Raw genomic sequence first — 14,907 nt, forward strand, 5'->3', positions numbered from 1 at the left:
CCCCCCCCCCCCCCCCCCCCCCCCCCCCACCCTGCCCCTTCCTGCTCATTGGAAAGGCCAAACATGAAGCTGTGCTATCTGTTGCTCGTGCTGTTTCTAGCCGGCTGCGACAACACCCAAGATACCGCCTCGAATAAAACCCGGAGCAGCGTCGCACGCCTGCACATCCCCTTGGGCACACCGGTTGCCGAGTTCCTGGAAAAGAGCCCGGTGAGCTTTACCGCCGACTGCCTGGATGCGGTCAACCTATGTTGGTATGAGGCGGATCGTCAGGGAGCACTCCTTGACCTGAGCCTGGCCCAGCCCGAGGGCACGCTTGAACTGGATCAGGTGGCCGGGCTGCTGATTGCCGTTGATGGCAAGACCTCAAACACCATCCAGGAATTGAACATCGACCTTCGCGGGCTGCCGGACAACAGCACTCACAAGGCCAACAGGGCGCTTGTCTATAACCTTCTCAGGACGTTGAAGAACGCTGGATGGCAAAAATACTACTTCCCTTCCGACCCCCGAATAGCCGCTGGCGAGTTGCACAAGCTGGACTGGAAGGAAAGCCTCCTGGGTACCCAGCCACTCAGCCACCCGCTGTTCGATGCCAACCATGAGATGAGCCTTGAGCAGTGGCTGGGCAACAACATGTTCTATGACTGGTATCTCTATCACGGCAACTACATTGCGCATGTCCGAGCCCTGCGCTACGACTCGAAAAGCGCCCCCCTGCAAAGCGCTGTCTACCTGATAAGCCTGAACCTGATGTCCCTGGACACGTTCTGGACCCGCGACTTTGCAGAGGCACAAAGAGCCCAATGGAGAACCCTGTTCCCTGCGCATTTGAAAGAACGGCTGCAACGTCGCTCAGAAGTTGAAAGCCGGGCCAGGGCGGCCGGGGTCGACATCGAGGAAAGCTATAGCCCACCGCTGATGGAGCGCGGCCAATAGCGCCCTGCCACTGACGCCCTTCCCTGCCCCGCGTCACCGGGCAGGGCTTGGCGGCAGCAACCCTCAGCGAGCCCGCTTGCTCGCCTGCTTGTGCAGGTACATGGCCTTGTCGGCGTCCGCCAGCAACGCCTCGATGTCGGAATGGCGTCCGGCGTCGTATTCGATCTGGCCGACGCTGAAGCGGATGTCATAACCCCGCTTCAAGGTGGCATTGCGCTCGTCGAGAATCTCCCGCAGGCGCGCCATGATCGCCGAAGTCTCGACATGGTCGGCAGCGGTCAGCAGGGCCACGAATTCATCGCCCCCCAGGCGGCCGATCACGTCGCTCTCGCGAAAGGCGATGCGCAGCACGTCGGCGAAGGTCTTCAGGGCGCCGTCGCCTTCGGCATGGCCGTAGGTGTCATTGATCTGCTTGAAGTCGTTGAGGTCGAAGAACAGCAGGGTTGCCGGTTTTTCCAGGCGCTTGCACACTCCCAGGGCATGCCGGGCCAGGGCCTCGAAGCCGCGGCGATTGGACAGCAGGGTCAGCTCGTCCATGCTGGCCATCTGCACCGCCGTCAGTTCCTGCTCGGCCATGCGCGCCAGGTCCCGTAGCAGTGCCCGATCCTCGTCGTCCAGGTCGCGGGGCTTGATGTCGATCAGGCACAGAGTGCCGAGCTTGCTGCCATTGGTCACCGTCAGCGGGCAACCGGCATAGAAGCGGATGCCCGGCGCGCCCACCACCAGCGGGTTGTCGTGGAAGCGTTCGTCCAGGCCGGCGTCGGGCACGGTGAGGATCTGGTCGCCGAGGATCGCGTGGCCACAGAAGGAAATGTCCCGCGAGGTTTCGCTGACGTCGAGCCCCACGCAGGACTTGAACCATTGGCGGTCGGCATCCACCAGGCTGACCAGGGCAATGGGCACGTTGAACAGACGCTTGGCCAGCCGGGTCAGGCGGTCGAAACGCTCCTCCGGTGAGGTATCGAGCACATTCAGCTCCCGCAGGGTCTGGATTCTCAAGGCCTCATTGTTGGGTTTGCTGGGATACAACATCGCTGACTCCATTCGCGGCTAAGATTCCAAGCGTAGTCCAGAATAACGACGGCTTATCATCTAAAGCGGCGCGGCAGGAGCCAGTGAGCAGGTGGCCCTCACAACCGGGGGGTCAACAGAATCCTCCCGTAGCCAGCCACGAACACGGCAAACGCCAGGCCTGCCAGCAGCGCTGAAAGGCCCAGCCCCAGGCTGCTGAACGGCACCAGCAGGACCCGGCACAGGGCCGCCAGGAACAGCAGCGCAAAGCCACCGGCCATGGCCCGCGAAGCCTGCAGGGGCCGACCACTGTGGCCGAGGCTGACCCGCGCCACCATGCCCAGCACCAGCCCGCCCAGGCCGCCCACCGCCAGGGCATGGGTCACCAGGCTCTGGGGTATCGACCAGCCCAGGTGCCAGAGGGCCATGCCCAGGGTTGCCAGGGCCAGCCACCCGTAGGCCAGGTACAGCGACCAGAGCAGCGGCACCCGCCACACCCCCGGCCGGTGCCAGCGCCACAAGCGCCAGCCTTGCAGCCCCGCCAGCAGGGCGAACAGCGGCGCCAGCCACCCGCGGGGAGCGTCACCGCCGCCCAGGGCCATGGACAAAGCGGCCAGCAGGCTGCCCACCAGCAGCACCCGGGTCGGCCAGGGCGATGTCGGCGCCTGGGGGGGCAGTTGCAGCCCGCGCTGGATGAAGAAGGGAATCACCCGGCCGCCGATCACCGTCATCAGGGTCGCCACCAGCCACAAGGCACCCAGTTCGCCGCGCCGCTGCCAGCTGTCCTGGTGTTCCAACAGGCCCCACAGGGTCAGCCCCTGAAACAGCGCCAGCAGCCCCAGTACCAGGACCATGGGGTAGTTCTCGCGCTTGCCGGCGCACCACAGCTCGCGCCCGATCACCGCCGCCAGCAACGGCATGAACGCCAGTTGCACCACAACGAACAGCGGGCCCGGCAGCGGCAGCCACCAGGCCAGGCGCCCCGCCAGCCACAGCAGCCACAGCAACAGCAACGGCGTACGGCTCAGGCCCGGGCGGCCGGTCCAGTTGGCCACCGCCGTCAGCAGGAAGCCGGCAACGATCGCCACGGCAAAGCCGAAGAGCATTTCGTGACGGTGCCAGGCCAGCATCCCGGCCACCGGTTGCAGGCCCGCCAGCGCACCATGCAGCCACAGGCCCCACCCCACCAGGGCAAGGCAGGCGAAGCCGGCGCCGGCGAGGAAGAACGGGCGGAACCCCAGGCTCCAGAGGGGCTGGCCGGTCCAGCGGTGCCAGGCTTCAGGCAAAGACACAGGCAGCCCTCCCCTGGCACTGGGCCATGCGCCGCTGGGCCAGCAGCCGCATGACATAACCGATCTTCAACAGGGTCGGCCCGATCATCACCAGGCTGTGCATCAGCACCAGGGTGGCGATAGGCAAATGGCCGGAATGGACATAGGCGGCGTACACCCCCAGGCCCAGCAACAGGCTGCCCGACCACAGCAGCGCATTGGACAGGTGCAGTACATGCAGCGGCGAATCGAAGTAACGGCTCATGTCGACAACTCCTCGAACACACAATGGCATGACTGGCCCTTCACGTTTCATGCCAGCGCGCAGAGCCCGTAAAACCGGGCCCCTGCCACCTCAAGAGTCTTTATGACCAGATAAAGAAGAAGTCATAAAGACCGCCAGCGCAGTCAATATGACTGCATTTTTCCCCGCTGCCCTTTTTCGCCGGCAAGGGCAGATTGCCCCTCTTGAGCCAATCCCCCCTCTGCAGGAGCGAGCTTGCTCGCGATGCATCGGAAAACGCCGCGCACTTCCTGTAGACCCGCGTTATCGTTGACGCCCATCGCGAGCTCGCTCCCATACAAGGATGTCGCCGATGCCCGAAGCTTCCTCCCCCGCATCCGAAAAGAGCCTGTCACGCCTGTTGCTGGAGTTGCTCTGGCAGTTGGCCGCCCTGCTCATCCCGATCTTCTTCGTCACCCTGCTGCCGCCCCCGGCGGCCCTGGGGGTGTTGCTCGGCTGCGCAGCGGCGATGACCCTGGCGGCGCGCCTGGGCTGGCCTAAAACCGCCCGCGGCCTGGCGCGGCTGATGATCAGCGCCGCGTTCGGCCTGGGCTTCAGCCTGGGCCGGGCCCTGCCGGCCTACTGGGATATCGCCGCCGCCTTCACCAGCATCTTTGCCGGGCTGGCAGCGGTCAGCCACCTGGAACGCCGCCTGGGGCTGGTGCAGCCGAGCCTCACACCAATCAGCGCCTGGGGCGGCAACGAACCGCAACAGACCCCGGAGGGCCAGCCGATCCGGGTGTTCAACCACGGCGAGATCGCCATGGGCGGGCCCACCTATTGCGACTACCTGTTCCCCGATGGGGTGCTGCTGCAAGGGCTGGGGTCCTCGGCGCGGTTTTCCAGTGACGGGCGCTACTTCGCCGCGCCGCTGCCTTCCAGGCAACACTGGGGGCTGGCCATCCTCGACCGTGAACAGCGCCGCCTGTACCGCTGCAACCGGGAGCAGTTCTGGGAGCTGGATGCCTTCAGCGCCGACACCCTCAGCGGCCGCCACAGCCCGCTGGTAGACAACGGCCAGCACCAGGCCAGCCTGAACAGCCTGCTGCAGGAGGCCGAATGCGTCGATCTGGTGGCGGTAGCCGATCTCTGGCTGGAGCCGGGCCAGTGGCTGGAGGCCCTGGCTCGCCAGGATTTCGAAGAAAGCGCACCCCACGGCAGCCACCGGCTGCACACCAGCCTGGCGCTGCCGGCCAGCCTCAGGGCCCTGGAGCAACCCCTGGAACCCCTGCGTACGCCGCCCTATCGCATAAGCCTCGACGGCCAGCCCAGCGGCTTGCTGCTGCGGGCGGACGCACCCCGCATCTGGCGCGACGACGGCCAGGCCCTGGCCTGCATCGCCCACGAGCAGGCGCAGCCTGAGGCCGCGTGCTGCTGGCTGTGGCAGGCCGACAAGGGCTGGCGGGCATTGCCCGCGCCCTGGGTCGCCAGCCATGCAGAACCATCCTTCTACCCTGGCCCGCTGCTCAGCCTGGATCGCCACTGGCTGGGCTACAGCGCATACCTGGACCTGGCCGAGGCGGACCACGGGCGCTACGGCTATCGCTTGCACAGTACCCACAGCGACAGCGAAACCGGCGTCGGCCACGACCGGCAAGGCTGCCTGCAAGTGGCGCCGCTGCCGCTGACCCGCACCCAGTTGCTGCAGCCCCTGGACGGCAGCGGGGCCCGGGGCGAAAGCCGGATCCAGTCCCAGCCCCTGCTGGGCGAGCAGCGCGCGCTGTTCAGCTGGCTGACGGACAACCCCCGGGGCCTGGGTGCCTACCGATGCCAGATCGGCACCTGGCAACTGCCCGGGTGCTGGTTGCTGGACCATCGGGTTTCCGATTGCCAGCGCTACCTGGCCCTGCTGCCCTGGAGCGAGACCCTGGAGCTGGCCCCCCAGGTGGTGGTGGCGGACCTGCAACAGCAGCGCCTGATTTACAGCCCGGCACTGCTGGCGGCGCGCCTGCTGGACTTTCGCCAGGGCCGCCTGAGCCTGGCCGTGCTGGTCGGGCGCCTCGACCCGGACCACGCCAGCAGCCCGCTGCAACGCTTCAACCGGCCGGCGCCCGCACCTGAACACGCCGCGGCGTTCTGCACCGAAGGCCCGGCCTCGCAGCCCTGCTATGAGCGCCAGGACTGGCTAGTGATCGATGACCAATTGCAGCCCGTGGCGCCCTGGCGCCTGGTGGATCGGCCTCAGGCCGCGGTCGCCGAGGGTGACTTTATCCAGCCTGCCCCCGATGGCCGCGACGCCGCGTGGCTGTTTGGCAGCGAAACCGAGTACGCCGACAGCTGGCTGCGGGAAACCAGCCCGCGGCTCGGCGGCCACCTGCTCACCGCCTCCGGCTGTGCAGTAGGCGATCTGGCCCCGTCGCTGATCTGGTCCACCGACGCCCGCTACCTGGCCTTGACCCGGCTCCGGCTCGGCGCCGGCGACCCGCAGCAGGGCTACCGCGCCTGGCAGTTGCTGCTGCTCGATGTGCAGGAACGCAGCCTGCGCATCGCCCCCGACTGGCTGCGCCACCGCCCGCTGTTCCAGCACTTCGATGCCCGGGGCCTGGCGCTGCAGCTGTTCGAACGGGATTGGCAGGCGGCGGACGATCCCGATCCGGGCCACAGCCTGGAGTGGGCACTGGAGGACCTGTTGCGCCTGCCCGCCGAACCCTTGCGTGAACACCAGGGGCTGTGGCTGAGCGCCACCGACTGGCCCCAGGCCCGGGCGTGGCAGGCGCTGCGCCGCCCGGCGCACCCGGCCTTCCGCGCCGGGGCTTGAGCCCCGGGGTCAATCGGCCTTCAGTGCCTGGGCGTCCCGCGCGCGCTGGCTGACAAAACCGGGGATCTGCTCCCCGGGCAGGGATTTGCTGTAGTACCAGCCCTGGATGGTCAGCTCGGCACTCGATTGCAGGAAATCCAGCTGCTCGCGGGTTTCCACCCCTTCCACCACCACTTTGAGCTTGAGGGTTTCGCAAAAACGCAGCAGGCCGTTCAACACCTGGGCGCCCTTGGGTTCACGCTGGGCGAGGACAAAGCTGCGGTCGATCTTGATCCCGTCCACCGGGAACTGGTGCAGGTAGCTCAGGGCGGAAAAGCCGGTGCCGAAGTCATCGATATAGACCCGGGCGCCCAGCGCATGGAGCTTGCCGATCCATTGCTGGGTCAGCAGCGCATCGCCCACCAGGGCATCCTCGGTAATCTCCACCGACACCTGGCCCTGGGCCCGGGCCAGAATCTCCAGCAGGCGCTGGCCATGTTCCCGGGAGGCCAGGGTGGCGCTGGAGATGTTGATGGTGATGGGCAGCTCGAAACCGACCTTGCGCCACGCCAGGTGCTGGCGCACCGCCTGGGACGCCACCCAGAAATCCACCTCGGGCATCAGCTTGGCCTGGCCCAGCCACTGCAGCAGTTCCCAGGGCGACTGCACCTTGCCCTCGCGGTCACGGGCGCGGATCAGCGCTTCGCAACCGCTGCACAAGCCGCTGTCCTTGATCACCTGGGGCTGATACTCCAGGTGGAAGTCGTAGTCGCTCAACTGCTGGATACGGGCTAGCTGCAATGACTGCTGGGCGGCCTGCTGGTAGGACGCCACCATCGGGTCCAGCTCGAACAGCCGGCCCCGCTCCTCCAGGCCATGGAAGGTGGTGTCGAAGGTTTTCAGGTAGACCTGGGCACTTTGCTCGCCCTGGCGCTGGATACTGCGCACATAGGGCATGTAGATCAGGATGCCGACCCCCAGCAGCAGCCCTTGCAGCAGCACCGCGCCCCAGTCGCCCTGGGTGCTGAGGTAGGCATTGAGCAGCACCGGCGAGGTAAAGGGCAGGCTCACCAGCGCCGGGCTCACCCACCCCAGTTGCACCACCAGCAGCGCCAGGCAGGCATTGACCATCGGCACCAGCATGAACGGTACCAGCAGGCGCGGGTTGAGGATGATCGGCACACCGAACAGCAGCAGTTCGTTGACGTTGAACAGCGACAGCGCCAGGCTCGCCAAGGCCAGCAGACGCATGGAGCGGTTGCGCGAGAAACCGAGGATCGCCAGCACCAGTGCCAGGGAACCGCCAGAGCCGCCAATGAACGCAAAACAGCCCAGCAAGCCGCTGTTCAAGGCATAGCGCAATGGCCGGCCAGCGGCCTGATCCGCGGCGTTGAGCGTCACGGCCTGGTCCATCACATCCATCAGCGGCTGCATGGCATGGGCGCCATGAATGCCGAAGAACCACAGCAACGAATTGGTCGAGGTCAGGAAGATCGCGTTGAGGTAGGGGTTGTCCAGGTTGTCGATATCGATCGGCCGCTCGACGTAGGCAAAATCATGGAACTGCAGCAGCAGTTGCAACACGCAGACCAGCACCAAAGAGGTCACCATCCCCGGCAGCACCATGTTGATGGTGCCCTTGAGGTTGTGCCCCACCAGCCCTTCGTCCACCAGCCGGGTCCAGCGCTGGCGGTGCAGCCGGGCCATCAGCGGCACATTGACCAGGGGCGAGGCAATGGCGATGAACAGCACGAAGGTCGCCGCCGCCCGCGGGTAGTCGCGCAGCAGGTAGATGGCGATCACCACATGGGACAGGCAGAGGAAGGCCACCGGCAGTTGGGGCAGGCGGTATTTGATCGCCAGCATGTAGCCGATGGACGCCGCCACCAGCAGGGGAATGATCGAACTGATGCGGTTGTGCAGGCCGGTCAGCAGCTCCACCAATGCTGGCGGCGCACCCAACGCCTGGGCGCACTGGCCGAGGATCAGCAGCAGCGCCGAGACCAGAAGGCATGGCAGCAGCCACAACAGGCCTTCGCGGATCGAGCGTAATGACTCGGCACCCGCCAGGAGTGCCAGACGATGGGTGAAAAACAGCTTGAACCCCACGTTTCGCATAAGCCCCGCCCCTTTGCCGCTGCGCGTCCGATACCCCCCGGACGTTGCCGCCCGCCCCATGGATACGCAATGCAGCGCCAGGCCATGACAAGCGAATACCGGCGAAGATACCACTGAAGAAACCCCATTCAGCAAGCACTGAATGGCCCCGATCCCAGTCTTATATCGTCCTGTTCGCGCCAGGCTTGACTGCCCGCGCGGCCACCCGCTCAAGCACGGTCGATTGCGCCAGGGCGCGGCGATATCGTTTGCAGGGGCCGATGGCTTTTGCTTTAATCGCGATCAATTCCCATTTACAACCAGAACGCCAGCGGACACGCCTCCTTGCCCTCCACGCCTCTCGCCAGCCCGGACTCGGTCCACAGCCTTTACGACGCCCATCACCGCTGGCTCTACGAGTTGTTGCGTCGGCGCCTGAATCACGCCTGGGACGCTGCCGACCTGGCCCACGACATCTTTGTCCGGGTGCTCAAGCGCCCGCCGGTGCTGCGTGACGAGGTCCACCAGCGTTCCTACCTGGCCACCGTGGCCCGGGGCCTGTGCATCGACCACTGGCGGCGCCGGCAACTGGAGCAGGCCTGGCTGCAGGCGCTGGCTGCACGCCCGCAGGCGGTGCAACCCTCGGCGGAGCAGCAGGCAATCATTGTCGAGACCCTGTACGAAGTGGACGCCATGCTCAGCCGCCTGCCGGCCAAGGTGCGCTCGGCCTTCATCCTCGCTCAACTGCACGGCCGGCCCTACCAGGCCATCGCCGATGAGCTGGGGGTATCGGAGCGCATGGTGAAGAAGTACCTGGCCCAGGCCCTGCTGCATTGCGCGCTGCTGGAGGCCGAACTCGACGGCCTGCTGGTGGACTGAACCATGGACCCTCGACCCGGCGGCCGGCTCAGCCACGCCTGCCTGCAACAGGCCGCGCACTGGTACGTGCAACTGCAGGACCAGGGCAGCAGCGACGAACAGCGCCGCCAGTGGCAGGACTGGTTCGAGCAGAGCGCGGAACACCGCCAGGCCTGGAGCTATGTCGAGCGGGTCAGCCAGCGCCTGCTGCCATTGCAGGAGGCCAACACCCGCCCATCCGCCAGCCGCGCCCTGAGCGCCGCCCGACGTCCGGCCCTGGCACGGCGCCAGGTGCTCGGTGCACTGCTGCTGGCTGGCCTGGGCTGGGGCACCTGGCGCAATAGCCCGTTGCCCCAGGCCCTGAGCCGCTGGCGTGCCGACTACGCCACCGGCACCGGGGAAGTCCGCGACACGCTGCTCAGCGACGGTACGCGCCTGTGGCTCAATGCCCTGAGCGCGGTGGATGTGCGCTACAGCACCGAGCAGCGGCTGCTGGCGTTGCACCTGGGGGAGATCCTCATCGACACCGCCAAGGACCCGCGCCGGCCATTCCTGGTGCAGACCGAACACGGCCGCCTGCGCGCCCTGGGCACGCGCTTCAGCGTGCGCTGCGGCGCCAGCGACAGCCTGCTCAACGTCTACGCCGGCGCGGTGGAGGTACGCAGCGCCAGTGGCTTGCAGGTGCAGGTGGTGAATGCCGGCCAGCAGCTGCGCTTCGATGGCCGCACCCTGGGGCCGCTGCAGGCCGCCAGTGCCGCCCGCGAAGCCTGGAGCCACGGCCTGCTGCTGGCCGACAACCTGCCCCTGGAGCAACTGCTGGAGGAACTGGGGCGCTATCGCAACGGCCACCTGGGTTGCGACCCGGCCATCGCCCAACTGCCGGTGATGGGCTCTTTCCCCTTGCACGACTCCGACCAGGCCCTGGCCCTGCTGGAAGCGGCGTTGCCGGTGCGGGTCAAGCGCCTGGCGTCCTGGTGGGTGACCCTGGAGCCACGTACCTGAAGCCGGAAAACTTTTTTCACCTGGCAGGTTCCCTTTTTCCGACGCCCTTCGGTTAACCCGGTAACAGTCCTCACATTGCCGACCCACAAGGGAACCCCATGCCATCACCCCGTCGTTCGCGCCTGCCCTTTCATACCCTGCCCCTGTGCACCGCACTGCTGTGCGGCGCCGCGCCCTGGGCCCACGCCGCTGCCGATGCGGGCCAGAACCAGCCCCAGGCTGAACGGCGCAGCTACAGCATCGGCCCCGGGCCGCTGGTCACGGTGCTCAACCGCTTCGCCGAGCAGAGCTCGGTGTTCATTGCCGGGCACAACGACCTGGCCGTCGGCAAGCAGAGCCCCGGCCTGAACGGCCGCTACAGCATCGCAGAGGCTCTGCAACTGCTGCTGGCGAACTCCGGGCTGCAAGCCCAGGCGGTCAGCGGCGGCTATGTGCTCAAGGCACTTCCCGCCACCAGCGGCCCGCTGCAACTGGGCACCACGCAGATTTCCGCCCAGGGCCTGGGCAGCGTCACCGAAGGCAGCCAGAGCTACACCACCGGGGCCAGCGCCTCGGCCACCGGCCTCAACCTGTCGCTGCGCGAAACCCCGCAAACGGTGACGGTGATCACCCGCCAACAGATGGACGACCAGGGCGCCACCAGCATCGCCGACACCCTGCGCCGGGCCCCCGGGGTCAGCGTGCAGAACTACGACAGCGAGCGCTGGGAGTTCTCCAGCCGCGGCTTGCCCATCACCAATTTCCAGTACGACGGGGTCAACGCCACCTACGACGGGGTCTACGACTACGGCACCACCAGCACCGACATGGCGACCTTCGACCGGGTGGAAATCATCAAGGGCGCCACCGGCCTGATGACCGGCTCCGGTGACCCGTCGGCCACCGTCAACCTGATCCGCAAGCGGCCGACCAAAGAGTTCAAGGCCTCGGTCACCGGCACCGTCGGTTCCTGGGACAACTACCGCAGCGAAGGGGACATTTCCGGCCCGCTGACCGAAACCGGCAACCTGCGCGGGCGCTTTGTCGGGGTCTACCAGGACCGCAGCTCCTACCTCGACCACTACCAGAACACCAAGGACATCGCCTACGGCGTGCTGGAGGCCGACCTGACCCCCGACACGCTGCTGACCCTCGGCCTGGACCAGCAGAACACCCGCTCCCGGGGTGCCACCTGGACCGGCTTCCCGATGTACTTCAGCAACGGCTCGCGGACCCACTTCTCCCGCTCGTTCAACCCGGCCACCGACTGGAGCCGCCGCGACTTCAAGAACCAGACCCTGTTCACCTCCCTGGAACAGCAACTGGCCAATGACTGGACCCTGAAGGTCAGCTACGACCACCTGCGCCGCCAGCACGACACCCTGCTGGGCTCGGCCAGCGGCGACAACCCGGACCAGGCCAGCGGCGACGGCATGTTCATGTACATGGGCAAGTTCAAGGGCGACCAGCGCCAGGACAACCTCGACATCAACCTGCACGGCCCCTTCAGCCTGTTCGGCCGCGAGCACGAGCTGATCGCCGGCTTCATGCTGATGAACGCCAGACAGGACATCCCGGTCCACGGTTCGGTGTACCCGCCAGTGGGCGGCAGCATCTACGACTGGCGCGGCGAGTTCGCCAAGCCGGACATCCCGAAGATCGGCGACAACGATATCCTCCAGCGCCAGACCGGCGCCTACCTGGCCACCCGCCTCAAGCCCACCGACGACCTGGCGGTGATCCTCGGCACCCGGGTCAGCGACTTCAAGGGCATCGACAACACCCGCTACCTCGACCCCAACAGCCCCGACGCACGCCAGCGCTACCAGCAGACCGGCGTGGTCACCCCCTATGCCGGGCTGGTCTACGACCTCAACGACAGCTACTCGCTGTACACCAGCTACACCAGCATCTACCAGCCGCAGATGAGCAAGGACGTCGACGGCAAGATCCTCGACCCGGTGCAGGGCGACAGCTACGAAGCCGGGATCAAGGCCGAGTACCTGGATGGCCGGGTCAACGCCAGCTTCGCGGTGTTCCACACCGAGCAGGACAACGTCGCGCAACTGGTGGACGGCTGGGGCATCGACGCCATCTACCGCCCGACCAAAGGCGCGACCACCAAGGGTTTCGAGGTGGAGGTGGCTGGCGAGCTTAGCGAAGGCTGGAACCTGTCGGCCGGCTACAGCTACAACCACACCCGCGACGCCAATCACGACTACGTCTACGGCTCGGTGCTGCAGAGCACCGAACCGCAGCAGGTGGCGCGGCTGTTCAGCACCTACCGCCTGCCCGGCGCCTGGGACCGCCTGACGGTGGGCGGCGGGGTCAACTGGCAGAGCCAGTTCTTCGGCAAGGTGCTCCAGCCCGACCCGAGCGATACGGTCAATGGCGGGCATGACTCGCGCATCACCCAGGACGGCTACTTCCTGGTGGATGCCATGGCCCGCTACCAGTTCAGCCAGCACCTGAGCTCGACCCTGAACGTGAAGAACCTCTTCGACAAGAAGTACTACACCGGTATCGGCAACTTCAGCACCGGCTTCTACGGCGAGCCGCGCAGCCTGCAACTGGCCACCCGCTGGGACTTCTAGCCCCGCGCCGATCCACGGTAGCCCGCTCCGGCTGCGGGTTGACTACGCTTGTGCGAGCGTGCTCAACCCGCAGAGGAGCGCCCCCATGCAACGCATCCAGACCATCACCCCGTGCCTGTGGTTCGACCATCAGGCCCACGAGGCCGCACAGTTCTACTGCTCGATCTTCGAGCACTCGCGCATCACCCACGTCAGCCACTACGGCAAGGCCGGCTTCGAGTTCCATGGCCGCGCCGAAGGCTCGGTGATGAACGTGGCGTTCGAGCTTGACGGCCAGGGCTTCAGTGCCCTCAACGGCGGCCCGGCGTTTACCTTCAACGAAGCGGTGTCGCTGCAAGTGCACTGCCGCACCCAGGCCGAACTCGACCACTACTGGAATGCCCTGGGGTTTGGCGGCCCGAAACAGGCCCAGCAATGCGGCTGGCTCAAGGACCGCTTCGGGCTGTCCTGGCAGATCGTGCCGCAGACGCTCGCGCAGATGATGTGCGACCCCGACCCGGCCCGTTCCGAGCGGGTGATGCAGGCCCTGCTGGGGATGAAAAAACTCGATATCGCGGCACTGCAACGCGCCTTCGACGCGCGAAGCTAATACACTCGTGGCCGGTCCTTGAGCGATGGATATGGCCTTGACGAAAACCGCCCCGCCCTCTGCAGACGCCCCCCTCTTCTGGCGCGATGCGGCCCTGCCCTTCATCGAGGCCCGCTCCATCGCCGACGGGCGCAAGGTCTGCTATTGCGCTCATGCCCATGAGCAGTTCTCCATCGGCTGCATCACCGCAGGGGTCAGTACCTACGTCAGCGAGCAGACGCAAAGGCAGGTGGGCACCGGCACCGTGGTGCTGATGAACCCCGGGGTGGTCCACGCCTGCAACCCCATCGACGACCAGCCCTGGTCGTACCGCATGCTGTACGTCGACACGCCCTGGCTGACCCGCCTGCAACATGAACTGGGCGTGAGCCCCGAGTTGCAGTTCCAGCCCTTCGAGGAAACCAGCAGCGACGACCCGCAACTCTTCGCCGACCTCGAGCAGCTGTACCACGCCCTCGTGGACCCACAGGCCGAGACGCTGCACAAGCACAGCTGCGTGGTGGCGTTCTTCAGCGAGCTGCAACAGCGCCTGAACCCGGCCAAGGCTCCGCCCCGGGAGAACAACCACAAGCTTAAGCGGGCCGCGCAGTTCATCCGCCAGCACTGTACCGAGCCCCTGGACCTGGAACAGATCTGCCAGGCTGCGCAGCTTTCGGCCTCCTACCTGATCCGCGCCTTCAAGCAGCAGTACGGCATGGCGCCCCATGCCTACCTGGTCAACCGGCGGGTGCAGTTCGCCCAGGCCCGCCTGCGCCAGGGCGTGCCGATCGCCGAGGTGGCGCAGGCCGCGGGCTTCGCCGATCAGGCGCACTTGCAGCGCGCGTTCAAGCAGCATCTGGGGGCCACCCCGGGCCAGTACCAGGGGCCGCGACGGGCCAGGCGCGGCGAACCCCAGGCCCACTGACGCCCAGCTGCATTCAAAGCAGCAGGCAGGCCGCGCTGACTGCCAGCAAGGCGGCCATGGCCCGGTTGAACAGGCGCATGCCCGCCGGGTTGCCCAGGTAATGGCGCAAAAAACTGCCGGCATAGGCCCAACAGGCCACCGACAGGTAGCAGATGACCAGGTACACCGCCGCGAACAGCCACACCAGCCGCGCCTCGCCATCGGCGGCGAAGGCCCCCATGCCGGCCACGCAAGCCAGCCAGGCCTTGGGGTTGAGCCACTGCATCAGGGCGCCATACCAGGCCGACGGCGCCCGAGGCTGGCCCTCGGTATCCAGCCGGCCATCGTCCCGGGCCAGCTTCCAGGCCATGTACAGCAGGAAGGCCACGCCGGACAGGCGGATGCCCTGGGTCAGGGCCGGCCACTGGCGCAGCAGTTCGTGCAGCCCCAGGCCGACCAGCACCAGCAACAGGACAAACCCCAGGGTGGCCCCGGCCACATGGCGCAGGCTGGCCCGGAAGCCGAACCGCGCACCGCTGCCCAGGGCGACGATGTTCACCGGCCCCGGGGTAATGGAGGCCGCCAAGGCAAAGGCCGCCATGGAAAACACTACGCTCATCACTTGCCTCTTTGTCTCTGTGGGTTGGAGCCGCACAGACTACGA

12 protein-coding genes are annotated in these 14,907 nt (G+C 66.6%); 7 read left to right on the forward strand and 5 right to left on the reverse strand.

Going from position 1 to position 14,907, the window contains the following annotated elements; genetic code table 11:
- Positions 1 to 63: 63 nt before the first annotated feature.
- Positions 64 to 939 (forward strand): hypothetical protein, encoded by an 876-nt coding sequence (locus tag AC1RMG_RS17500; RefSeq protein ID WP_493169731.1) that lies wholly within the window; start codon positions 64 to 66, stop codon positions 937 to 939.
- A gap of 63 nt (positions 940 to 1,002) precedes the next feature.
- Here the strand turns inward: AC1RMG_RS17500 and AC1RMG_RS17505 are convergent, their stop codons facing one another.
- From AC1RMG_RS17505 to AC1RMG_RS17515, 3 genes are all read right to left on the reverse strand, one after another.
- A complete protein-coding gene (locus AC1RMG_RS17505; RefSeq protein ID WP_493169735.1) occupies positions 1,003 to 1,971 on the reverse strand; it encodes a GGDEF domain-containing protein in 969 nt (322 codons plus the stop codon).
- Positions 1,972 to 2,069: 98 nt separating this feature from the next.
- Positions 2,070 to 3,242, reverse strand: coding sequence for an NnrS family protein (locus AC1RMG_RS17510; protein ID WP_161466303.1), 1,173 nt, complete (start codon positions 3,240 to 3,242; stop codon positions 2,070 to 2,072).
- The gene (locus AC1RMG_RS17515) at positions 3,229 to 3,486 is read right to left on the reverse strand and encodes a hypothetical protein (RefSeq protein ID WP_011061592.1); all 258 of its coding nucleotides are present in this window, start codon (positions 3,484 to 3,486) and stop codon (positions 3,229 to 3,231) included. The genes AC1RMG_RS17510 and AC1RMG_RS17515 overlap by 14 nt, the downstream gene beginning before the upstream one ends.
- Positions 3,487 to 3,817: 331 nt before the next feature.
- Between AC1RMG_RS17515 and AC1RMG_RS17520 the strand changes: the two genes are divergently transcribed.
- Positions 3,818 to 6,262: a hypothetical protein gene (locus tag AC1RMG_RS17520; protein WP_262211997.1), complete on the forward strand. Its 2,445-nt coding sequence runs from the start codon at positions 3,818 to 3,820 to the stop codon at positions 6,260 to 6,262.
- Positions 6,263 to 6,271: 9 nt separating this feature from the next.
- Here the strand turns inward: AC1RMG_RS17520 and AC1RMG_RS17525 are convergent, their stop codons facing one another.
- Positions 6,272 to 8,359, reverse strand: a complete 2,088-nt coding sequence (locus AC1RMG_RS17525; RefSeq protein ID WP_262211998.1) for an EAL domain-containing protein — start codon at positions 8,357 to 8,359, stop codon at positions 6,272 to 6,274.
- A 324-nt stretch (positions 8,360 to 8,683) separates the two neighbouring features.
- Here AC1RMG_RS17525 and AC1RMG_RS17530 point away from each other — a divergent pair, with 324 nt between their 5' ends.
- From AC1RMG_RS17530 to AC1RMG_RS17550, 5 genes are all read left to right on the forward strand, one after another.
- Positions 8,684 to 9,217, forward strand: coding sequence for a sigma-70 family RNA polymerase sigma factor (locus AC1RMG_RS17530; protein ID WP_011061595.1), 534 nt, complete (start codon positions 8,684 to 8,686; stop codon positions 9,215 to 9,217).
- A gap of 3 nt (positions 9,218 to 9,220) precedes the next feature.
- Positions 9,221 to 10,198, forward strand: coding sequence for a FecR domain-containing protein (locus AC1RMG_RS17535; RefSeq protein ID WP_077934219.1), 978 nt, complete (start codon positions 9,221 to 9,223; stop codon positions 10,196 to 10,198).
- Between the two features lie 98 nt (positions 10,199 to 10,296).
- A complete protein-coding gene (locus AC1RMG_RS17540) occupies positions 10,297 to 12,771 on the forward strand; it encodes a TonB-dependent siderophore receptor (RefSeq protein ID WP_493169742.1) in 2,475 nt (824 codons plus the stop codon).
- 85 nt (positions 12,772 to 12,856) lie between these two features.
- A complete protein-coding gene (locus tag AC1RMG_RS17545; protein ID WP_103407975.1) occupies positions 12,857 to 13,360 on the forward strand; it encodes a VOC family protein in 504 nt (167 codons plus the stop codon).
- Positions 13,361 to 13,385: 25 nt separating this feature from the next.
- On the forward strand, positions 13,386 to 14,264 hold the full coding sequence (locus AC1RMG_RS17550; protein WP_493169745.1) for an AraC family transcriptional regulator: 879 nt from the start codon (positions 13,386 to 13,388) through the stop codon (positions 14,262 to 14,264).
- 13 nt (positions 14,265 to 14,277) lie between these two features.
- Here AC1RMG_RS17550 and AC1RMG_RS17555 read toward each other — a convergent pair whose 3' ends face one another.
- On the reverse strand, positions 14,278 to 14,862 hold the full coding sequence (locus AC1RMG_RS17555; protein WP_011061600.1) for a LysE family translocator: 585 nt from the start codon (positions 14,860 to 14,862) through the stop codon (positions 14,278 to 14,280).
- Between the last annotated feature and the right edge of the window lie 45 nt (positions 14,863 to 14,907).

This window comes from Pseudomonas sp. GW822-FHT04H02 (assembly GCF_058800645.1).